This is a genomic window from Paenibacillus mangrovi (assembly GCF_022898935.1).
Classification (GTDB): domain Bacteria; phylum Bacillota; class Bacilli; order Paenibacillales; family Paenibacillaceae; genus Paenibacillus_AQ; species Paenibacillus_AQ mangrovi.
Window position 1 is genome coordinate 1 of the sequence record NZ_JALIRP010000009.1, and the last position, 21,754, is coordinate 21,754.

18 protein-coding genes, 2 rRNA genes and 1 riboswitch are annotated in these 21,754 nt (G+C 50.7%); of the genes, 19 read left to right on the forward strand and 1 reads right to left on the reverse strand.

Translation table 11 applies throughout. The features are described 5' to 3' along the window. The 3 genes from MUG84_RS20345 to MUG84_RS20355 form a co-directional block, all read left to right on the forward strand. A 23S ribosomal RNA gene (locus tag MUG84_RS20345) occupies positions 1-225 on the forward strand; the annotation flags it as partial. Positions 226-431: 206 nt separating this feature from the next. After that, a 5S ribosomal RNA gene (gene rrf, locus MUG84_RS20350) occupies positions 432-548 on the forward strand. Between the two features lie 396 nt (positions 549-944). Further along, positions 945-1,715, forward strand: a complete 771-nt coding sequence (locus tag MUG84_RS20355; protein WP_244728280.1) for an acyl-[acyl-carrier-protein] thioesterase — start codon at positions 945-947, stop codon at positions 1,713-1,715. Between the two features lie 82 nt (positions 1,716-1,797). On the opposite strand, the gene MUG84_RS20360 is transcribed toward MUG84_RS20355, so the two are convergent. After that, entirely contained in the window at positions 1,798-3,525 is a 1,728-nt protein-coding gene (locus MUG84_RS20360; protein WP_244728283.1) for a methyl-accepting chemotaxis protein, read from the reverse strand. A 322-nt stretch (positions 3,526-3,847) separates the two neighbouring features. Here MUG84_RS20360 and MUG84_RS20365 point away from each other — a divergent pair, with 322 nt between their 5' ends. From MUG84_RS20365 to purD, 16 genes are all read left to right on the forward strand, one after another. Then, positions 3,848-3,985, forward strand: coding sequence for a hypothetical protein (locus tag MUG84_RS20365; protein ID WP_244728285.1), 138 nt, complete (start codon positions 3,848-3,850; stop codon positions 3,983-3,985). Between the two features lie 254 nt (positions 3,986-4,239). After that, complete coding sequence (locus tag MUG84_RS20370) at positions 4,240-6,375, forward strand: DNA topoisomerase III (protein WP_244728287.1); 2,136 nt, start codon at positions 4,240-4,242, stop codon at positions 6,373-6,375. Positions 6,376-6,510: 135 nt separating this feature from the next. Then, positions 6,511-6,774: a DUF1294 domain-containing protein gene (locus tag MUG84_RS20375; protein ID WP_244728289.1), complete on the forward strand. Its 264-nt coding sequence runs from the start codon at positions 6,511-6,513 to the stop codon at positions 6,772-6,774. Positions 6,775-6,829: 55 nt separating this feature from the next. Then, a complete protein-coding gene (locus MUG84_RS20380) occupies positions 6,830-7,264 on the forward strand; it encodes a universal stress protein (RefSeq protein WP_244728291.1) in 435 nt (144 codons plus the stop codon). Positions 7,265-7,462: 198 nt separating this feature from the next. Further along, a riboswitch (purine riboswitch) is annotated at positions 7,463-7,564 on the forward strand. A 186-nt stretch (positions 7,565-7,750) separates the two neighbouring features. Then, positions 7,751-8,236 (forward strand): 5-(carboxyamino)imidazole ribonucleotide mutase, encoded by a 486-nt coding sequence (purE, locus tag MUG84_RS20385; protein WP_244728293.1) that lies wholly within the window; start codon positions 7,751-7,753, stop codon positions 8,234-8,236. Continuing rightward, positions 8,233-9,420 carry a 5-(carboxyamino)imidazole ribonucleotide synthase gene (gene purK, locus MUG84_RS20390; protein ID WP_244728295.1) on the forward strand — a complete coding sequence of 396 codons (1,188 nt, stop codon included), beginning with the start codon at positions 8,233-8,235 and terminating at the stop codon, positions 9,418-9,420. The genes purE and purK overlap by 4 nt, the downstream gene beginning before the upstream one ends. A 3-nt stretch (positions 9,421-9,423) precedes the next feature. Then, positions 9,424-10,719, forward strand: a complete 1,296-nt coding sequence (gene purB, locus MUG84_RS20395) for an adenylosuccinate lyase (RefSeq protein WP_244728297.1) — start codon at positions 9,424-9,426, stop codon at positions 10,717-10,719. Between the two features lie 62 nt (positions 10,720-10,781). Next, positions 10,782-11,669 (forward strand): phosphoribosylaminoimidazolesuccinocarboxamide synthase, encoded by an 888-nt coding sequence (locus MUG84_RS20400; protein WP_244728302.1) that lies wholly within the window; start codon positions 10,782-10,784, stop codon positions 11,667-11,669. A 234-nt stretch (positions 11,670-11,903) separates the two neighbouring features. Then, positions 11,904-12,149 carry a phosphoribosylformylglycinamidine synthase subunit PurS gene (gene purS, locus MUG84_RS20405; protein WP_244728304.1) on the forward strand — a complete coding sequence of 82 codons (246 nt, stop codon included), beginning with the start codon at positions 11,904-11,906 and terminating at the stop codon, positions 12,147-12,149. 5 nt (positions 12,150-12,154) lie between these two features. Then, positions 12,155-12,844, forward strand: coding sequence for a phosphoribosylformylglycinamidine synthase subunit PurQ (gene purQ / locus MUG84_RS20410; protein ID WP_244728306.1), 690 nt, complete (start codon positions 12,155-12,157; stop codon positions 12,842-12,844). Next, entirely contained in the window at positions 12,822-15,065 is a 2,244-nt protein-coding gene (purL, locus tag MUG84_RS20415) for a phosphoribosylformylglycinamidine synthase subunit PurL (protein WP_244728308.1), read from the forward strand. The genes purQ and purL overlap by 23 nt, the downstream gene beginning before the upstream one ends. Continuing rightward, the gene (gene purF / locus MUG84_RS20420; protein WP_244728311.1) at positions 15,050-16,531 is read left to right on the forward strand and encodes an amidophosphoribosyltransferase; all 1,482 of its coding nucleotides are present in this window, start codon (positions 15,050-15,052) and stop codon (positions 16,529-16,531) included. Before purL ends, purF begins: the two co-directional genes overlap by 16 nt. A 148-nt stretch (positions 16,532-16,679) precedes the next feature. Next, complete coding sequence (gene purM, locus MUG84_RS20425) at positions 16,680-17,720, forward strand: phosphoribosylformylglycinamidine cyclo-ligase (protein ID WP_244728592.1); 1,041 nt, start codon at positions 16,680-16,682, stop codon at positions 17,718-17,720. Next, positions 17,720-18,349, forward strand: a complete 630-nt coding sequence (gene purN, locus MUG84_RS20430; RefSeq protein ID WP_244728313.1) for a phosphoribosylglycinamide formyltransferase — start codon at positions 17,720-17,722, stop codon at positions 18,347-18,349. The genes purM and purN overlap by 1 nt, the downstream gene beginning before the upstream one ends. A gap of 276 nt (positions 18,350-18,625) precedes the next feature. Further along, on the forward strand, positions 18,626-20,173 hold the full coding sequence (gene purH, locus MUG84_RS20435; protein ID WP_244728315.1) for a bifunctional phosphoribosylaminoimidazolecarboxamide formyltransferase/IMP cyclohydrolase: 1,548 nt from the start codon (positions 18,626-18,628) through the stop codon (positions 20,171-20,173). A gap of 95 nt (positions 20,174-20,268) precedes the next feature. Further along, positions 20,269-21,543 carry a phosphoribosylamine--glycine ligase gene (purD, locus tag MUG84_RS20440; RefSeq protein WP_244728318.1) on the forward strand — a complete coding sequence of 425 codons (1,275 nt, stop codon included), beginning with the start codon at positions 20,269-20,271 and terminating at the stop codon, positions 21,541-21,543. The last annotated feature ends 211 nt before the right edge of the window (positions 21,544-21,754 follow it).

Below are 21,754 nucleotides of genomic sequence, written 5' to 3' on the forward strand. Positions count from 1 at the left end.
CGGGATGGACGTACCGCTGGTGCACCAGTTGTTCCGCCAGGAGCATGGCTGGGTAGCTACGTACGGAAGGGATAAGCGCTGAAAGCATCTAAGCGTGAAGCCCCCCTCAAGATGAGATTTCCCAATTAGTAAGACCCCTTGAAGACGACGAGGTAGATAGGTTGGAGGTGGAAGTGCAGCAATGCATGGAGCTGACCAATACTAATCGGTCGAGGGCTTATCCTAAAAGTTTTTCGAAGAAAAACTGGCTTCGGAAGCGTTACGCTTTGCATCGGAGCAGCTTCGAAAACAAATTCTAAAACATGCAAATCGTTTCGTATCTAGTTTTCAGGTGATCAAACATCTGAACTGCAGTCTAAGCTGCATGACTTTTCTAGTGTCAGATATTTTCCTGAAGATTTTCAGGGAGAGAATCGACCGGAAAAATCTCGTTTGGTGGCGATGGCGGAGGGGTTCCACGCGTACCCATCCCGAACACGACCGTTAAGACCTCCAGCGCCGATGGTACTTGGACCGAAGGGTCCTGGGAGAGTAGGAAGCTGCCAAGCGAAGAACCACTGTTGATGAATAATTGACAGTGGTTTTTTTGTCCCCATATGTGGATAGCTTGATGAAATTGATTGTAGTTCATCCACAACCTCATCTCTTTTCCATTCGAAAAAAAGACTTGTACACAGAAAAATCAATCGAAATTTGTTACTTTAGAGAATCTCACAAAAAGTTCTCCACAAATTCACAAATTCATCCCCATAATACACAGTTTTATATGAAAAAATAACTGACGCGGCTATTTTGCCGATCAGTTATAAACATGAGGATAACTCAAGGCAGAAAATACAGAATATCAGAGTGTTAGCGTTCACACCGGTACTGTCGTAGCGTTCATTTTCGTTAGGCGATATTTACTCTGCTTCTTGGCCTGGTATTCAAGGGTGAGGAAGGGTATGATTAAAATACAGGAGAGTGAACGCTTGATGGATATTAAATGGAACGAGAACTACCTTATTCATTCCAATGACATTGATTATAAATCGGAAGCACGCTTGTCCGTCATTCTTGCATTGATGCAGCGCACGGCTGATGCCGACCTGGAACGGTTGGGAGCATCTCGTGATGAGATGATTGCTCAGGGAATGGGATGGATGCTCATTACGATGGAGCTGCGCTTTCAGCGCATACCACGGGCACTGGAGAATATTTCGATACATACATGGAACAAAGGATCGAAGGGTGCTTTATGGCAGCGTGATTTCCGGATCTTGGACAATGAAGGTAAAGTGATTGCTGAAGCTTGCAGTATCTGGGCTTTGGTGGATATAGAAAAACGCAAGGTACTGCGTCCATCCGCATTTACCATAGAGGTACCGATGAATGCGGATGATTCGGCAGGAGAGGCGCCTGATAAAGTGAAAATCCCCGAAAATGAAGCCATGCACGAGGTATATCGTTCGGTTGTCCGCTACAGCGGCATTGACGCAAACGGGCATCTGAACAATTCACGTTATGCGGATCTGGTTATGGATGCACTCCGTAAAGAGGAACTCGATCAACTGAAGATTCAATCTTTTAAAATCACCTACCAGCATGAGGCGTTAGCTGGTGATGAAATAGCGGTTTACCGTTCGGATGCTGCTGATGGAACGCTTTATTTTAAGGGACAAGCACCGGATGGAGGTTCCTTTTTTGAAGCCTGTCTGGTGACAGCTGAGGAGTAAATGCAGGTAAAATAAGAATCTGATCCCCAATACAGCGAAAAGCCGGAGCTTACACTCCGGCTTTTTTTTGCGAATCATGCAGTTAAACTTTAAACACCATAATCAGTTCCTGCAGCTGTCGGCTGACGAGGCTTAGGGACTGGGTGGATTTGCTGATTTCCTGGATGAAATCCATCTGCTTACCGGCGGCATCCGATACTTGGCCAGAGGTACGGGAAATATTGCCTGCTTCATATTTCAGTTCGGTAACCGATGCCGTCGCTTCTTCAGATGAAGCAGAAATCTGCTGTAGGGAAGCGGATATTTCCTGCATCTGCATCGCCACATTGCTTGTGGAGCTCAGAATGCGGCTGAAGGCCTGACCGGCTTCCACTGTTAGTGACATGCCGCGCGTGGCTTCCTGCTGTCCATGTTCTGCTGCTGCCAACGAATCATGGGTGCTCTCCTGGATGCGCGTTACCAGATCGGAGATGCCCGCCGCGGATTTACTGGTGCTTTCAGCCAGTTTACGGATTTCGCTTGCCACTACTGCAAAGCCTGCCCCATGCTCTCCTGCGCGCGCCGCTTCAATCGAAGCATTGAGCGAGAGCAGGTTGGTCTGCTGGGAGACCTCTGTAATCAGATTGGTAAAAGTCCCTATCTCCGTAATACGCAGGTTTAGCTGATGAAGCGCTTCCGAGATTTTTCCGACCGAGACATGGATCGATTCCATCTGGTTCGTCATTTCCTGAAGCGCCTTGTTACCGGCTTCGGCGTTTTCAGCCATCTGATTGGATTCCTCCGAAGCAGATGAGGTGGACTCGGCAATACGTTGAATGCCGAGGGACGTCTCCTCCAGAACAATCACCGTTTCATCGGCAATTTTGGAGGTCGTTGTCGTCTGTCCGGCAACCTCGGTAATATCCTTTGTAACGGATAAGGAATAATCCTCCGTTTTGGAAGCACCCGATTGAAGCTGCTCCGAGGAGCTCATCATGAGCTTGGCCTTCTCCTGAATATTGTGGATAAGCGAACGGAGATGGCTGTTCATTTTGCCGATTGAGTTGACCAGCTGTCCGATCTCGTCCTTAGAATCCACTGTAAAATCTTGTGTGGTGAGATCGCCATCCGCTATTTTATTAGCCATTTGTACGATTTTCTGAAGTGGCATGAGCAGCCTGTGGATAATAAAATAAATAATGGCTCCGGTAACGACGATACCAATGAGAGTGATGATGATTTGCTTGGTTCGGGACGCGTTCACAATATCATTAATATATCCGGAGGAATAGTCGACTCCAAGAACGGCAATGACCTTTCCTTCACTTCGAATGGGCATCATAATCGTTCTCCGTGAGCCGAAGGTATCCGTATACATATCGGTAATTTGTCGTGTGCCGGTTTCATAGGCTTGTACCGCTGCATTCAAATTAACAGGCGACAATCCGTCCACGGGCTTGTTAAAATGAATTTCCTCCCCATTCAGATCGGATGTAAAAACAACCGAATAGGCTTGGCCCTCCTTGATCTTCCATACATAGCTGGAGGCCATGGTCCCCTGTACTTTTTTTATATAGTCCAACTGGTTTTGTACTTTTTCGAAATCGGGATTATCTTTACCCGGCTGATTGACTAAAGAACTAATTTGAGTCGGATCAAGCTGCATTGCCGTCAAATTCCCGACACCTTCAAGCTCATGCTCCAAATCCCGGGATAAGCTTGCCTTTAATGTGTTGATGTTTAACTGTAGAACAACCATAAATATAACGATAACAAAGGGAATAAGTAATAAAACCAGCTTGTATTTTAACGATATATGACGAGCCTTCACTGTCTGTCCTCCTATATATGGTTTTCATGATGCGTTTAGACTGAGACTAAGTACCCTGAAAATCATGTGTTTTATTTCACAATGGATTTGTTTGTTCACCCCGCCTAGTTCAAATGATATGGCTTGTTATCCTTCGTATGCTGCATTGGTTTTTATAACCAATCTAAACTTATCAAAAATAGACAAAAATATCTATAATTTTATCTCATTTTGAAGAATCACTTTTCATAATTCATCATTATATAGGCTCTAAGGACTAATTTTGTTTGCGTGGATAAAGAAAACTGAATTAGGGGATTCATAACATAAAGGGGGGATAGTCGTGCCGCATCATAAATCGCTAAAAATCAAAAACCAGCAGAACAGTGCCAGCAGAAAAGAGGAAGTCATCACGCTGGATCCGGATAAGGCAGCCAAGGTTCCGCCCAGCCTGAACGGAATTCCGAAACAAGAGCGGTAATATCTAAAGCAGCTTTGCATCTTTCATATAAGTATAAGGTAACAAAAAGCGGTACAAGGTATAGAAGTCCCTTTCGGCACTGTTCGCGAGATTCGTATCTGCGATGCGATGCGTTCCGAAAGGGATTTTTACATATAAAGAGCAGCACATTTCATGACGCAGGCCGATGAATGGTATAATGGACATCAGCGTTATCAGAATGCGGATCCATTAAGTAGATCATGCTATTTGATATCTTTAGAAAGGGGAGCGTTATGAAGTCACTCGTATTAGCTGAAAAACCATCCGTGGCTCGCGAAATTGCGCGGGTTATGGGAAGCAGGGAAAAGCACAAGGGATATTTTGAAGGCCCTCAATATATTGTGACCTGGGCACTGGGGCATTTGGTCGGTCTCGCAGAGCCTGAAGATTACGATCACAAGTATACCACATGGAATCTGGAGGATCTTCCGATCCTGCCGAAAACGATGAAGCTAAAGGTGCTGCGCGAAACCGGCCAGCAGTTCAGAGTCGTACAGTCGCTGACCAAGCGTCAGGATGTAAACAAGCTGATCATCGCAACTGATGCGGCGCGTGAAGGGGAGCTTTTGGCCCGCTGGATCATGAAAATGGCTCACTGGAACAAACCGTTCCAGCGTCTATGGATATCGTCCCAAACGGATAAAGCGATCAAGGAAGGCTTCGCGTCTTTGCGTCCGGGTAACCAGTTTGACCGACTGTACGAATCGGCACGCTGCCGGGCGGAAGCGGATTGGATGATCGGGCTGAACGTTACCCGCGCGTTAACCGTCAAATTCGGTGCACAGCTGTCTGCTGGACGGGTACAAACCCCGACGCTCGGGATGATCATGGACCGGGAAAATGAAATCGTGAATTTCCGTTCCCAGGAATATGACACGCTCAAAGCAGACTTTGGAAACTTCTCGGCAACGTGGCGGGGGAAAAACGGGGATGCCCGCATTTTCGAGCGTCAGAACACCGAATCGCTTAAGAAGAAGCTTGAGGGTCAATACGGCAAGGTCAGCCAGGTTAAGAAAACGGAGAAGGTGGAGCCGCATCCGCTAGCCTATGACCTTACCGAGCTTCAGCGGGATGCCAACCGCAAGTACGGCTTTTCTGCGAAGCAGACCTCCAATGTGCTGCAGCGTTTGTATGAGCAGTATAAGTTGGTTACTTACCCGCGAACGGACAGCCGTTATTTGACTTCCGATATGGTACATACGTTGAAGGAGCGCCTGGAGAGCGTTGCTGTTGGACCATATGCAGCACTTGCCCGGCCGCTGCTTCGCAAAAATCTGCCTACCAGCAAACGGGTTATCGACGATTCCAAGGTTAGCGACCACCACGCGATTATTCCTACGGAAGAGACCGTGCTGCTCAATCAGCTGAACACGGAAGAGAGAAAGCTCTATGATCTGATCGTGCGCCGTTTTATCAGCTTGTTCTACCCTCCAGCACGTTACGACAATGTGAGCGTGATCGTTCAGGTTGAAGGAGAACAGCTGCATGTCAAAGGCACGACGATCAAGGATGCAGGCTGGCGGGAAGTGTATGGCGCTGATGCAGATGATCTCTCGGATGATGACAATGACGGAGAGAGCGATGACAGCCCTTCCTTACTGCCTGAACTGCATGAGGGCGATTCCGTAAAAGTACAGCGTGTCCATGTACAAAGCGGCAGAACACTTCCTCCGAAGCGTTACACGGAAGCCAGCCTGCTCACGCAGATGGAAAAGCATGGACTGGGTACGCCTGCCACCCGTGCGGATATCATTGAAAAACTGATTAACTCGGATACGATCGAGCGTCAAGGCAATCTTTTGCATCCGACGGGAAAAGGAAAGCAGCTGATCGAGCTGGTGGCCTCGGAGCTGCGTACACCGGAGCTTACCGCCCGCTGGGAAGCCGAGCTTGAGAAAATCGCCCGCGGCCAGGGACAGCCGGAGCCTTTCCTGCAGGGGATCCGCGGCATGTCCATGGAGCTCGTTGCCGGGGTGAAGAACAGTTCTGCCGACTATAAGCCTCATAATGTATCGAACAGCCATTGTCCACAGTGCGGCACGCGTCTGCTTGAGAAAAAAGGCAAGCGCGGCAAAATGCTCGTGTGCCCTAGCGACGATTGCGGCTACCGCCGCTCGGATGAGAAGCGCTTGTCGAACCGCCGCTGCCCGCAGTGCCACAAGAAAATGGAGATCAAGGAAGGCAAGGCGGGACTGTATGTGCAGTGTCTACCGTGCGGTATTACCGAAACGATGAATAAAGACAACAAGCATGTCAATAAGAAGGAAGCACGCAAGCTGGTGCAGCAATATTCTAGTCAGGAGTCTGCAGCTGTCTCCAATCTGGGAGAGCTTCTGAAAGCGGCGATGGAGCAGAAAAACGATAAGTAACTCCGACCATGGCTCCATGTTTTAGACTATGGAATCTATTAAGCTTTTAACGAATCTGAAGTGCATTCATAGTTTTACATTGTTTCCGGCAGGCTTTCGGATTTATAATGAAGTAAGAACGGAGGTGGTTCCCCGGTGAGAACGGCCCTTTGGGTATGGTTTATTTTCATCAATGCAGTGGGCTACCTGGTGATGTCAGAGGATAAGAAGAGGGCAAGGAACAGGCGCGAGCGCGTGCCTGAGAAAACGCTGTTTCTGCTTGCAGCGATTGGCGGGGCGCTGGGTGTTTGGATCGCGATGTATCGCAAGCGTCATAAGACGCGTCATCTGAGCTTCCGCATTGGCATCCCTCTGTTGTTGTTTGTGAATGCCGTTCTGTATGCTTATTTTCTAAGCTAAGTTTTGCTGCTAAACAGTTTAGTATAACAAAATAGAAAAAGAAGAGGTGGCTCACATGTTATTCTCCAAAATTCTTCTTGCTTATGATGGCTCGAAAGCTTCTAATAAGGCTATGGATCGCGCGATTGAGCTCGCTAAAGCGAATCCCGATTCGGTCATTCAAGTCGTGCATGTATTCGACTTTCCGCGTATCTTCATCGGTGAAGGCCTCGCTCCGATTCCGGCTTCCGTGAACAAGGATTTCTACGATCTGGCTGAACAGACGGTTGAAGAAGCGAAGAAGCGTCTCGCAGACGAAGGCGTGAACTTCAACGTGGAAATGATCCAGGGAGCTCCTGCGGAAACGATTTTGAACTATGCCAAGGATAAAGGCTCGGATGTCATCGTGATTGGCAGCCGCGGCCTCGGCGGAATTCGTGAATTCGTGCTTGGCAGTGTCAGTCACAACGTGGTGCAGCATGCCCGTATACCTGTTCTTGTTATTAAGTAACTAAAAAATAGAAATTGTAAGCCAGTGTGCCGGAGGTTAAAGGTATGCTGGCTTGCTTTTTAGGCGGGATGAGGTAAAAAACGAACATTAAATATGCGATTCTTTTAATTGTTCGTGTTTTAGTTGACATGTGATGTAGGGGATTGTTAAACTGATAGATGTAAGCCTCCTTCATTCGAAGGATTTCGACAATCATCAACCTAACAATTGAAAAATGCTCGTATAATGCCGGGAATAAGGCCCGGAAGTTTCTACCCGGAGACCGTAAATTTCCGGACTACGAGGGAATACCCCCAAGGGAGGCTTAAGCTGCAAGCTGCCTCTTTCGCCTTGGCGTCTGCCTTTTGTGCATGTATCGTTTGACGCAGCATACGTATTCCTGACATGGTCCGGTATCCTGAAAATCCAACTTTTCTTGGGACCGGGCTTTTTGGTCTTATTTTCGGCTTTGATATCCTAAAAACCACAGGAAAGTAGGTCGTAATCATGTCAGCATCGGTCGCTGTCATCATGGGCAGCAAATCGGATTGGGAAACGATGCAGCACGCTTGCAAGGTGCTGGATGAATTGAATATTCCATATGAGAAAAAAGTCGTATCCGCGCATCGTACGCCGGATCTGATGTTTACCTTTGCAGAAGAAGCGGCGGAGCGGGGCATTAAGGTCATCATCGCGGGTGCCGGCGGAGCTGCACATTTGCCAGGGATGGTCGCCGCCAAAACGGTGCTTCCCGTGATCGGTGTACCGGTGCAGACTAAGGCACTGAACGGACTGGATTCACTGCTATCGATCGTGCAGATGCCGGGTGGAATTCCAGTAGCAACGGTGGCGATTGGCCAGGCGGGAGCGACCAATGCCGGACTGCTGGCAGCCCAAATTCTTGGAGCCGCAGATTCTGTCATTCAAAACCGGATACAGGCACGGCGGGATCATATCCGCAATGAAGTGCTGGAAAGCAGTGAATCGTTATGAGTAAGGAACAGCAAATCAGTCAGCAGGTGAATGCAAAAACCCTCCTGCCAGGATCGACAATCGGCGTATTGGGTGGAGGACAGCTCGGACGGATGATGGCGCTCGCCGGAACGGCGATGGGGTACCGGTTCATTACGCTGGACCCGACGCCGTCGGCGCCATGCGGGCAGGTGGCACCGCAGATCGAAGCTTCCTACAGCGATGAAGCGGCGGCAAGGAAGCTGGCATTGGCATCCGATATCATTACGTATGAATTTGAAAATGTGGACGCAGGCGTCGCCGCTCTACTCGAATCTGAATCGCATGTACCGCAGGGAAGCACCCTGCTGTATACCACGCAGCATCGATTACGGGAGAAGCGGGCGATTGAAGCCGCGGGTGTGCCCGTGGCGCCATATCGTGAAATTACGGATTTACAGAGCTTGTCACAAGCAGCAGAGGAGCTTGGCCTCCCATGCGTGCTGAAAATAGCAACCGGCGGTTATGATGGAAAGGGACAAGCGGTCATCCGATCGGAAGGCGGACTGGAAGCCGCATACCGGGAATTAGCGGCTGCCGGAAGAGAGCTTGTGCTCGAGAAATTCATCTCTTTTCAGGCGGAAATTTCCGTCATTGCGTCCCGGAGCCCCAAAGGCGAAGTGAAGAGTTTTCCTGTTTCGGAAAATATCCATGTGGATGGTATCCTTCATTTGTCGATTGTGCCGGCTAGAATAGCAGAAAGCATCCAGCGGGAAGCGCGGAAGCTGGCGGAGCGGCTGGCGGAAAGCTTGAATGTGGCAGGTCTTCTCGCCGTGGAAATGTTCGTGACAAAGGATGGAGAGCTGTACGTGAATGAAGTGGCTCCGCGTCCTCACAACTCTGGGCATTACACGATGGAAGCATGCGCTACCTCGCAGTTTGAGCAGCATGTGCGGGCGATTTGCAATCTGCCGCTCGGAGATACCACGCTGCTGAGCCCCATCGTGATGGTGAATGTGCTCGGACAGCATTTGGAAGAGGTCGTGAAGCGGACGGGCGTACCGGACAATGCGCTTGATGAATTCGGTGTCGTGCCTAAGCTTCATTTATATGGAAAGAATGAAAGCAAGATAGGCCGTAAAATGGGCCATATCAATCTGTTATGCAAGGACGTTCAGCATGCGCTGGACTGGATAGAACAAACTCATATTTGGAGGCAAGGATAATCAATGATCGAACGTTACAGCAGACCGGAAATGCGGGCCATCTGGACCGAAGAGAACAAATTTAAGGCATGGCTTGAAGTGGAGCTGTGCGCATGTGAAGCTTGGGCGGAGCTCGGGGTTATTCCGAAGGAAGACACCAAGCTGCTGCGTGAGAATGCCACTTTTAATATTGATCGTATTTATGAAATTGAGAAGGAAACGCGTCATGACGTTATTGCTTTTACGCGTACCGTATCGGAAAGCCTTGGCGAGGAACGCAAATGGGTGCATTACGGCCTGACTTCGACTGACGTGGTGGACACCGCAATGGGTTACCTGCTTCGCCAGGCCAATGAAATTATCGAACAGGATTTGATCCGTTTCATCGACATTTTGAAGGACAAAGCCATTGCCTACAAGGATACTCCGATGATGGGCCGTACGCACGGCGTACACGCTGAACCGACTACATTCGGACTGAAAATGGCATTGTGGCATGAGGAAATGAAGCGGAATCTGGAGCGTTTCCGTCATGCGGCGAAAGGCGTGGAGTTTGGAAAAATCTCCGGCGCTGTCGGCACCTATGCGAATATCGATCCTTTTGTCGAGGAATTCGTCTGCAAAAAGCTGGGTACCAGCCCTGCACCAATTTCGACGCAAACGCTGCAGCGTGACCGTCATGCCGAATATATGGCTACACTCGCGCTGATCGCAACTTCGCTCGATAAATTTGCGACTGAAATCCGCGCCCTGCAAAAGAGTGAGGTCCGCGAAGTGGAAGAAGCTTTTGCCAAGGGTCAAAAAGGTTCGTCGGCCATGCCGCATAAACGCAATCCGATTGGCTGCGAGAACATTTCTGGTCTTTCCCGCGTGATCCGCGGACATATGGTGACAGCATACGAAGATGTAGCGCTCTGGCATGAACGCGATATCTCGCATTCCTCGGTAGAACGTATTATTTTACCTGATGCGACCATGCTGCTGAACTACATGCTGAACCGCTTCGGCAATATCGTGAAAAACTTGACGGTGTTCCCGGAAAATATGAAGCGCAACATGGGCCGCACTTTCGGGGTTCCGTTCTCCGGACGCGTAATGACCAAGTTGATCGACAAAGGCTTCAGCCGCGAGCAAGCGTACGATACAGTACAGCCGCGCGCGATGCAGGCTTGGGAAGAGCAGCGCCAATTCCGCGACATCGTGGAAGCGACGCCGGAAATTACAAACGTGCTCAGCGCGGAAGACATTGAAGATGCCTTCAATCCTTCCTGGCACCTGAAGCATGTCGACACCATTTTCAAAAAGCTGGGCCTGATTTAAGCTTCAATCGCTTGATAGAGTGACTTGGGATAGATGATGAAGGAAAAATGGGGAGGATTCACATGACATCACCGGCTGTATCCACTGCTGTGGAACTTGTTGATGCGCCGCTGCTTTACAAAGGCAAGGTACGTGAGCTGTATGATTTGGGGGAACACATGCTCATCGTCGTCACGGACCGGATTTCCGCATACGATTATGTGCTGGACCCGGCCGTTCCGGAAAAAGGAAACGTTCTGAACCGGCTCAGCGCATTCTGGTTTGAAAAGACCGGAGAGCTGATGGACAACCATGTGGTGCATACCGATGTGGAGCGCCTCGGAGATATTGCAAAGGACAAAGCGCTTTTGAAGGACCGGATCATGGTTGTTCGCAAAGCGGAGCGCATCGATATGGAATGCGTGGTCAGAGGTTATATCACCGGAGGCGGCTGGAGACAGTATCAGGCTACTGGTGAGGTCAACGGGATCAAGCTTCCGGAAGGCATGCGTAAAAACGAGGCTTTTCTGGAGCCAATCTTCACGCCTGCGGCGAAAAACGACGTCGGCCATGACGAAGACATTTCGATGGAGCAGATGAAGACCATGATCGGAGAGGAGCTCGCTTTGGAGCTACAGGAGAAGAGTCTTAAGCTGTACAGATTTGCCCAGGAATACTGTGCGGAGCGCGGGATTATTTTGGCGGACTGCAAGTTTGAATTTGGCATTCTGAATGGAAAAGTGATCCTGATCGATGAGATTTTCACACCGGATTCTTCCCGGTTCTGGGCTAAGGAGAACTACGCGCTGGACATCGAAATCGACAGTATGGACAAGCAGCCTGTACGCGTATACCTGGATTCTACGACATGGGACAAGAACAGCCAGCCGGATCCACTTCCCGCAAAAGTGGTGGAGGAAACGAAACGACGTTATTTGGATATCTACCACAGATTGACCGAGCAGGCCTAAGGGTTTCAGAGGTTTGATTCATTATTTCTATGAATTGCAGTTTTAATTTTCAAATCAGAATTGGTGTCTGAAACGATCAAAAGCAGCGGAGGGGACGGAATCGTTCTGAAGAAGCAACAGCGATCGGAAGAACGATCCGTAACCGGAGCGGCCTCTATGCACGCATCAAAGCACTTATCATTGAAACTAAATTATAAGCTCATTCTATCTAACCTGAGGAGGAACCAGAGGAATATGTTGAAAGCTACGGTCTATGTCACAATTAAGCAGGGCGTACTTGATCCGCAAGGAGTGGCGGTGCAAGGAGCGCTGCATTCGATGGGTTTTCAGGAAGTTGAAAGTGTGCGCATCGGCAAATATATGGAGCTGAGCCTGAACACGGATGACCGTGCAGAGGCGGAGCGCCAAGTCAAACAGATGTGTGAAAAGCTTTTGGCAAACACGGTGGTTGAGGATTACCGTTACGAATTGGAGGGCTAACATCCATGAAATTTGCAGTTCTCGTCTTTCCCGGCTCCAACTGTGATATTGACTGCTATAAAGCAGTAGAAGAAGCAGTTGGAGAGCCTGTCGATTACGTGTGGCATACCGCTACCGATCTTTCCGCATATGACTGCATTCTGGTTCCAGGCGGATTTTCATATGGCGACTATTTGCGCTGCGGGGCGATTTCCCGTTTTGCGCCGGTCATGAATGAAGTGGCCAAAGCTGCAGAAGAAGGCAAATATATTCTTGGCATCTGCAACGGTTTTCAGATTTTGACGGAAGCGGGGCTCCTGCCTGGAGCGCTCCTGCGCAACACGTCCATGAAGTTCCGTTGCCATGATACGGTGCTTAAGGTCGTTAATAACCAAACACCGTTTACCAATGATTTTGATCTGAACGAAGAGATCGTCATCCCGATTGCACATGGCGAAGGCAATTACTATTGCGATCAAGAAACGCTGAAGCAGCTTCAGGAGAATAACCAGATCGTATTTATGTATAAAGACAACCCGAACGGCTCCCTGGCCGATATTGCAGGCATCTCGAATGAGCAGGGAAATGTCATTGGCATGATGCCGCATCCGGAGCGGGCGGTAAGTGATTTGCTCGGCTCTGCAGACGGAAAACGCATGTTTACATCAATCCTGAAGGCTTGGAGGGATACCCATGGCACAGCAAGTGTCCGCTAAGGAACCGACCGCACAGCAGATTGCGGAGCAGAAGATTTATCAGCAGTTTGGCGTATCGGACAGTGAATATGAACTGATTTGCTCGTTTATGGGACGTCAGCCTAATTATACAGAGATCGGCGTATTCAGCGTTATGTGGTCCGAGCACTGCGCATACAAAAACTCGAAGCCGCTGCTGCACCGCTTCCCGACCAGCGGACCGCGTGTCCTGATGGGTCCTGGCGAAGGCGCGGGCATCGTCGATATCGGCGACAACCAGGCCGTCGTTTTCAAAATCGAGAGCCATAACCACCCTTCAGCGGTAGAGCCTTACCAAGGCGCAGCGACCGGAGTCGGCGGCATTATCCGCGACATTTTTTCCATGGGCGCAAGACCTGTGGCCCTGCTCAACTCGCTTCGTTTCGGCAAGTTGGAGAGCGACCGCGTGAAATATCTGTTTGAGCATGTCGTATCGGGCATCGCGGGCTACGGCAACTGCATCGGCATTCCGACCGTGGCAGGCGAAGTGATGTTCGACAACAGCTACGATGGCAATCCGCTCGTCAATGCGATGTGCGTAGGTCTCATTGATCATGATAAAATCCAGCGTGGCGTCGCCAAAGGCGTCGGCAATCCTGTGTTCTATGTCGGACCTCCTACCGGACGGGACGGAATTCACGGTGCAACCTTTGCTTCGGTTGAGCTGAGTGAAGAGTCGGAAGCGAAGAAAACCGCCGTTCAGGTCGGCGATCCATTCATGGAAAAACTCGTGATGGAATCCTGTCTGGAGCTTATCGATTCCGGTATCGTTCTGGGTATTCAGGATATGGGCGCAGCGGGTCTGACCTGCTCCAGTGCCGAAATGGCGAGCAAGGCGGGCAATGGCCTCGAGCTGTATCTGGACCAAGTACCGCAGCGTGAAGAAGGCATGACGCCTTATGAGATGATGCTGTCCGAATCGCAGGAACGCATGCTGTTCGTCGTTGAACCGAAGGATGAAGCTCAGGCGATGGAAATCTTCGAACGCTGGGGCGTGATCTGCGCCAAAGTCGGCAAGGTAACAGACGATGGCCGCCTGAAGCTGTTACATCACGGTGAACTGGTTGGCGACATGCCGGTGCAGGCGCTGGTGGACGAATGCCCTGTGTACGAAAAGCCTTCCAGCGTTCCGGCTTATTACGTGGAGAACGAAAACGTGGATACCCAGCGCTATGAGGAAGTAACGGATCTGGGCGGCGCTCTGAAAAAAGTGCTTGCATCTCCTACCGTAGCCAGCAAAGCATGGGTATACAATCAATATGATCATATGGTTCGCACCAGTACGGCGGTACGCCCCGGCTCGGACGCGGCGGTGATTACCATTCACGGTACACGCAAAGGCCTCGCGATGACCACGGACTGCAACGGACGTTATGTATATCTCGATCCGGAGGTTGGCGGCAAAATTGCTGTCAGCGAAGCGGCGCGCAATATCGTCTGTACCGGTGCAGAGCCGCTGGCGATCACGGACAACCTGAACTTCGGCAGTCCGGAGAAGCCAGATATTTTCTGGCAAATGGAACAGGCGGTAGACGGCATGGCAGAAGCCTGCCGCGTGCTGGATACGCCGGTCATCGGCGGCAATGTCAGCCTGTACAATGAAAACGCAAGCGGAGCGATTTATCCGACTCCGGTTGTTGGTATGGTCGGCCTGCTGCATGATACGGATCACATCACGACACAAGGCTTCAAACAGGAAGGCGACGTGATCTTCCTGCTCGGTACTACCCGCGCCGAACTCGGCGGCAGTGAGTTCCAATATGCGGTTCATGGTGTAACGGAAGGCCGCCCGCCGCAGCTTGATCTGGATACTGAGAAAAAACTGCTTGCAGGTGTACTCGGCGCGATCCAAGGCGGTCTGGTTAATTCCGCGCATGACCTGTCCGAAGGCGGCCTCGCGGTCGCACTGGCCGAGTCCTGCATCAGCGGTTTGATCGGCGCCCATGTAACGCTTAGCTCTGAGCTCCGCAATGATCTGGCGCTCTTCAGCGAATCGCAATCGCGCATCCTGCTGTCTACATCGAAGAAGCAAGCGGACAAGCTGCAGGCGTATCTATCGGAACAGGGCGTTCCAGTAACGCTGATCGGTTCTGTGGGCGGAGAAAGTCTGGTGGTAGAGATCAACGACGCGCCGGCTTTGAATGAAACGGTTGAAGGACTGCGTCAGGTGTGGGAGGATGCGATTCCATGTCTCATGAAATAGCACCGCAAACGCTGTGGACCGGAGACTATTACAATGAAGGGGCCGGTAAGGAAGGCCTCTTTGACAAACTGAAGGAAGAGTGCGGTGTCTTCGGCGTTTTCGGACATCCGGATGCCTCATCTCTATCTTATTATGGGCTTCACGCCTTGCAGCACCGTGGGGAAGAGAGTGCAGGGATTTGCGTCAGCGACGGCGAGGAATTCCGTTACCACCGCGGCATGGGTTTGGTGAAGGAAGTATTCGACAAGGATATGCTGTCGTCTCTTAGCGGCTCCATTTCCATTGGACATGTGCGTTATTCTACCAGCGGCGATAGCAAGCTGACGAATGCCCAGCCGCTTATATTCAAGTACCGTGCAGGCGATCTCGCGGTTGCCACCAACGGTAATATCGTAAATGCACCGAAGATCCGGCGCGAGCTGGAGGAGAGCGGGTCGATTTTTCAAACGACAAGCGATACCGAGGTCATTGCCCATCTGATTGCCCGTTCATCCAAAGATCTGGTTGAAGCAGCCAAAGATGCGTTTAACCGGATTGTCGGCGGCTATGCGTTCCTAATTATGACCAATGAGAAGCTGCTGGTGGCCTCCGATCCACATGGTCTTCGTCCACTCAGTATGGCGAAGCTTGGAGATGCTTATATCTTTGCTTCCGAGACCTGCGCTTTTGAAACGATCGGCGCGGAATTTGTGCGCGACATCGAGCCGGGCGAGCTACTAGTGCTGGATCGTGAAGGACTGCATGAAGGCCGGTTTGATGAGAAAAAGCATCGCAAAGCGCTTTGCGCGATGGAGTATATTTATTTTGCCCGTCCGGACAGCGACATGAACGGCTCGAATCAGCATGCGGCACGCAAGCGTATGGGCAGCCGTATGGCTCTGGAATCGTTTGTGGATGCGGATATTGTGACTGGTGTTCCGGATTCCAGTATCTCGGCGGCGATCGGTTATGCTGAACAGACCGGCATTCCGTACGAGCTGGGGCTGATTAAGAACAAATACACCGGTCGTACCTTTATCCAGCCTAGCCAGGAGCTGCGCGAGCAAGGCGTGAAGATGAAGCTGAGCGCGGTTCGCCGCGTGGTGGAAGGACAACGTGTGGTCATGATTGACGACTCCATCGTGCGGGGCACGACCTCCCGCCGGATCGTCAACCTGCTCCGCGAAGCGGGAGCAACGGAAGTGCATGTACGGATTACATCGCCGCCGTTCAAAAATCCTTGCTTCTATGGCATCGACACGCCGGATCGGCGCGAGCTGATTGCTTCGTCACGATCCATCGAAGAAATTTGTCGTGAGATTAATGCGGATTCGCTGGCTTTTCTAAGTCCTGAAGGCTTAATCACAGCCATTGCAGGTCACAACGCGGAGGATCATAAGGGCGGTCTATGCATGGCTTGCTTCGATAACGATTACCCAACGCGTTTGGACTTTGACGGAGAAGAGAAGTTCGGCTGCAGCTGTTAAAAACTCCATTTAAGTGTTCTTTTAAGGATCCATTTATACTCATAGTTAAATATATAAAATATTTATTAGGTTGCGGATTGGTGGGTTATGGGGATCCGTTCCAATTCGATTTATGGATAAAACTTAGCTGAAGGGAAGTGTCGTGGGAGTGTCTGAGGCCTACAAAAATGCCGGTGTCGATATCGCGGCAGGGAATGAAGCGGTAGAACGCATGAAGAAGCACGTGAAGCGGACGTTTCGTCCTGAAGTCATGACCGATCTCGGCGGCTTTGGCGCGCTGTTCGGGTTGAACAAGGATAAATATGAGGAGCCGGTTCTCGTGTCGGGAACGGACGGCGTCGGTACGAAGCTGAAAATCGCTTTTGCCATGGATCGTCATGATACCATTGGTATCGATGCGGTGGCCATGTGCGTGAATGATATTGTCGTTCAGGGTGCGGAGCCGCTCTTCTTCCTGGATTATCTGGCCTGCGACAAGGTCGTGCCTGAGAAGATCGAAGCCATCGTGGCGGGAATTGCCGAAGGCTGCCATCAATCAGGCTGCGCGCTGATCGGTGGCGAAACGGCTGAAATGCCTGGTATGTACTCGGAAGGCGAGTATGATATTGCCGGATTTACCGTTGGCATTGTTGACAAGAAAAAAATCATTAACGGCCAAACCATTGCAGCCGGCGATACCGTGATCGGTCTGGCTTCAAGCGGCGTACACAGCAACGGCTTCTCCCTCGTCCGTAAGCTTCTGCTGGAACAGCAGGGATTCAGCTTGCAGGATTCGATTCCGGAGCTTGGAGGCACCTTGGGAGATACACTTCTTGCGCCTACCAGAATCTATGTCAAACCGCTGCTTGCGCTCCTGGAAGTATTGGAGGTCAAAGGCATGGCTCACATTACGGGCGGCGGCTTTATCGAAAATATTCCGCGTATGCTGCCGAATGACGTAAATGTCGACATTGAATACGGCTCCTGGCCGATTCTGCCGATATTTGAGCTGATGCAGCGTAAAGGCAACATTACCAATCGGGATATGTTTACAACCTTTAACATGGGCATCGGATTGGTGCTTGTCGTAGCTTCGGAGCATGCGGAGAAGGCAGTAAGCCTTCTGAAGGAGCAGGGAGAAGAGGCATATATCATCGGAAAGGTGACCGCGGGCGAATCCGTTGTGACCTTTACGGGAGCTGACGTCTAATGTGCGCTTATCGTATTGCTGTGTTTGCCTCGGGTGAAGGCAGCAACTTTCAGGCCTTGGCGGAAGCGGCGAATACAGGTGCGCTTGGTGGTGCGGAACTTGCGCTGCTTGTCTGTGACAAGCCTTCCGCATCCGTTGTGCGGCGTGCCGAACAGCTTGGCATTCCTGCCTTTGTATTCAACCCTAAGGATTACGTTTCCCGTGAGGCTTACGAACGAGAAATCGTGATGCGCCTTGAGGAGCTTCAAGTGAATTTGGTCGTGCTTGCAGGTTACATGCGTCTATTGACGCCTGTTCTTGTCGAGCGGTACAGAGGTCGTCTCATCAACATTCATCCGTCGCTGCTGCCTGCTTTTCCGGGCAAGGATGCGATCGGACAAGCACTGGATTATGGCGTGAGGGTGAGCGGAGTGACGGTTCATTTTGTAGATGAAGGCATGGACACAGGACCTATTATCGCACAAAGGGCGATTAATATCGTCTCCGGTGAGACGTCTGAATCCTTTTCCCAGGCAGTTCACGGTGTTGAAAGAGAACTGTATCCGGAGGTTGTGTCCTGGTTCGCCCAAGGCTTTGTGAAGCTTGACGGCAGACAGGTGACGGTCTCACGAACAAGCGGACAGGTTTAAGACGACAAGTTCGGCACATCCTCCGCGAAATTTTGTCATCCTTGAATGTTTTAAATACAGCTTTTTGGGTAGATTCGATATTTCTCGGGAAATAATCAGCGGTCCATCGAAAGTTAGCGTTTTTTAAATGAGGATGGTGCAATTCAGCAAGGCAGTAAGCGAAGACTGAATCGAATGAAGTCGTACTGACGGAAAACACGATGAGCAGGTTTGGCTGAAAGAAGCCGCTAAAGAAAGCGAATTGTTCCATCCTCAACTAAAAGGAGGAGACATACTGTGGGTATTAAAAGAGCACTCGTAAGCGTTTCAGATAAGAAGGGCATCGTAGATTTTTGCCGTGAGCTGTCTGCACTTGGCGTGGAAATTATTTCGACAGGCGGAACCAAGAGCCTGCTGGCGAAGGAAGGCGTGCCGGTGATCGGCATTTCCGACGTAACGGGATTTCCTGAAATTCTGGACGGACGTGTCAAAACACTTCATCCTGCGGTACACAGCGGCCTTTTGGCTGTTCGCGACAGTGAAGAACATCAGCAGCAGATGAAAGAATTGGGACTGGACTATATCGATCTGGTTGTTGTTAATCTGTATCCGTTCCAGGAAACCATCGCCAAGCCGGATGTAACCTATGAGGATGCCATCGAAAATATCGACATCGGCGGTCCAACCATGCTCCGCTCGGCTGCCAAAAATCATGCATTTGTGACCGTAGTTGTGGATTCGAGCGATTATGGCACCGTGATTGAACAGATTCGCGAACAAGGGGATACCACCCTCGATACACGCAAACAGCTTGCAGCCAAAGTCTTTCGCCATACTGGCGCATACGACGCCCTGATCTCTGATTATTTGTCGAACGTAACCGGCGAGCCGCTTTCTGAGCGCTACACCGTGACCTATGAAAAAATCCAGGACCTCCGTTACGGAGAGAATCCGCATCAAAAAGCGGCATTTTACCGCAAACCGCTTGCTCCTGAAGGTACATTGACGACTGCCGAGCAGCTTCACGGCAAGGAATTGTCGTACAACAACATTAATGATGCCAATGCAGCGCTGCAAATCGTGAAAGAGTTTGACGAGCCGGCCGTTGTAGCCGTGAAGCACATGAACCCTTGCGGCGTGGGCGCGGGCGAAAGCATTTTTGAAGCTTATGAAAAAGCCTACAGCGCAGATCCGACCTCCATCTTTGGCGGCATCGTGGCTGCAAATCGTATTATCGACAGCGATACCGCGAAGCTGCTGAGCGAGATTTTCCTGGAAATCGTACTGGCTCCAGACTTCACGGAGGAAGCGCTCGAAATCCTGACGAAAAAGAAAAACATCCGTCTGCTCAAAATGGGCGAATTCGGTTCCTCCAAGGAACGCAAGAGCAGCTTTGTCGTAACCTCCATTGATGGCGGCATGATTGTGCAAGAAAGCGACGTTCATTCATTGGATGAGGCCGATCTGAAGGTTGTGACCGATCGTCAGCCGACACCGGAGGAACTGAAGCAGCTTCTCTTCGGCTGGAAAGTCGTTAAGCATGTGAAATCCAATGCGATCGTGCTGGCTGCGGACAACATGACCGTTGGTGTCGGTGCCGGACAAATGAACCGTGTTGGTTCCGCCAAAATCGCCATCGAACAAGCCGGAGACAAAGCCAAAGGCGCTGTTCTGGCCTCCGATGCATTCTTCCCGATGGGTGACACACTGGAGCTTGCGGCCAAAGCAGGCATCACTGCTGTAATTCAGCCAGGCGGATCCATCAAGGACGAAGAGTCCATTAAAGTCGCGAATGAGTACGGCATTGCTATGGTATTCACAGGCGTTAGACATTTTAAGCACTAATAGAATAGTCATATAAAATCGAACCCAGGCTCCGCCTGCTGCGGCTTGAAGCAGCCCAGGTGGAGCCTGAAAGTTAACGGGGACAGGAGGCGGACATGGATATTTTGGTCATTGGCGGCGGAGGCCGCGAGCATGCAATCGTCTGGGCGCTGAAAAAAAGCCCGAAGGCAGGCCGCATCTACTGCGCACCGGGAAATGCCGGAATTGGGCAGATTGCGGAGTGCGTACCGATTGCTGTTAACGAATTCGACAAGCTCACGGCATTTGCGGCGGAGAAGCAGGTCGGACTGGTGGTCGTAGGTCCGGATGATCCGCTGGCGGACGGTATTGTTGATGCGTTCGAGGCGAAGGAAATTCCGGTATTTGGACCGCGGAAGAATGCGGCTGAAATCGAAGGCAGCAAAACCTTCATGAAGGACCTGCTTCATAAATACAACATTCCGACGGCCGCGTATGAAAAATTCGACAGCTATGACGCGGCTCTGGCTTACTTGAATACACAAAAGGCCCCGATCGTTATCAAAGCGGACGGGCTTGCGGCAGGAAAAGGCGTGACCGTAGCGCACTCAATGGAAGAAGCGCATCAAGCGCTGCAGGATATCATGGTTACCAAAGTTTTTGGTGAATCGGGAGCACAGGTCGTGATTGAGCAATTCCTGGAGGGACAGGAAATGTCGATCCTTTCCTTCGTGGACGGGGAAATCGTACATCCGATGCCTGCCGCCCAGGACCACAAGCAGGTATTCGACGGCGACCGCGGTCCGAATACGGGAGGTATGGGCACCTATTCGCCGCTGCCTCATATAGATCCAGCCATTATCGAGGACGCGATCGAGAACATTATCAAGCCAACGGCCAAGGCGATGGTGGCTGAAGGCCGTCCGTTCCGCGGCGTATTGTTCGCCGGCCTGATGATCCAACCGGATGGAACGCCGACAACGGTTGAATTTAACGCCCGTTTCGGCGATCCTGAGACGCAGGTGGTGCTTCCACGGCTGAAAAGCGATCTGCTCGAGGTTTTCCTAGCGGCAGTGAACGGAACACTGGCGGATGTGGAGATCGAGTGGAGCGATGAAGCCACAGTCTGCGTCGTTCTCGCATCCGAAGGTTACCCGGCTTCTTACCCGAAAGGGCTGCCGATCGAAGGATTGCAGTCAGCAGGAAATGAAGGCGATGCGATTGTGTTCCATGCTGGTACGGCCTTGAATGCCGAGGGTCAATTCGTCACGAACGGCGGACGCGTGCTTGGCGTCGTCGGATTGGGTGCCGGTATTGCCGAAGCCCGCGACAAGGCTTACGAGCAGGCAGAGCAGATTACCTTCAAAGGCAAGCAGAATCGTACGGACATTGCCACAAAAGCACTCGTTTAATAACAAATACACAGGCTGAGATGATTCATGCTTAGCTCCGCACTTTCATTTTAGATGGAAGGAGCGGGGCTTTTTTATTGGAGAGGAACGTCCTTAACCTTCTGAACTATTTTCAAATAAAATAACAAGGCATGATGCATCCTATTCACAGTGTGAATTAATAATTTTTACTATCAAGAAGTTAGCTGCTTGATTTTTATCTTCAATTGAT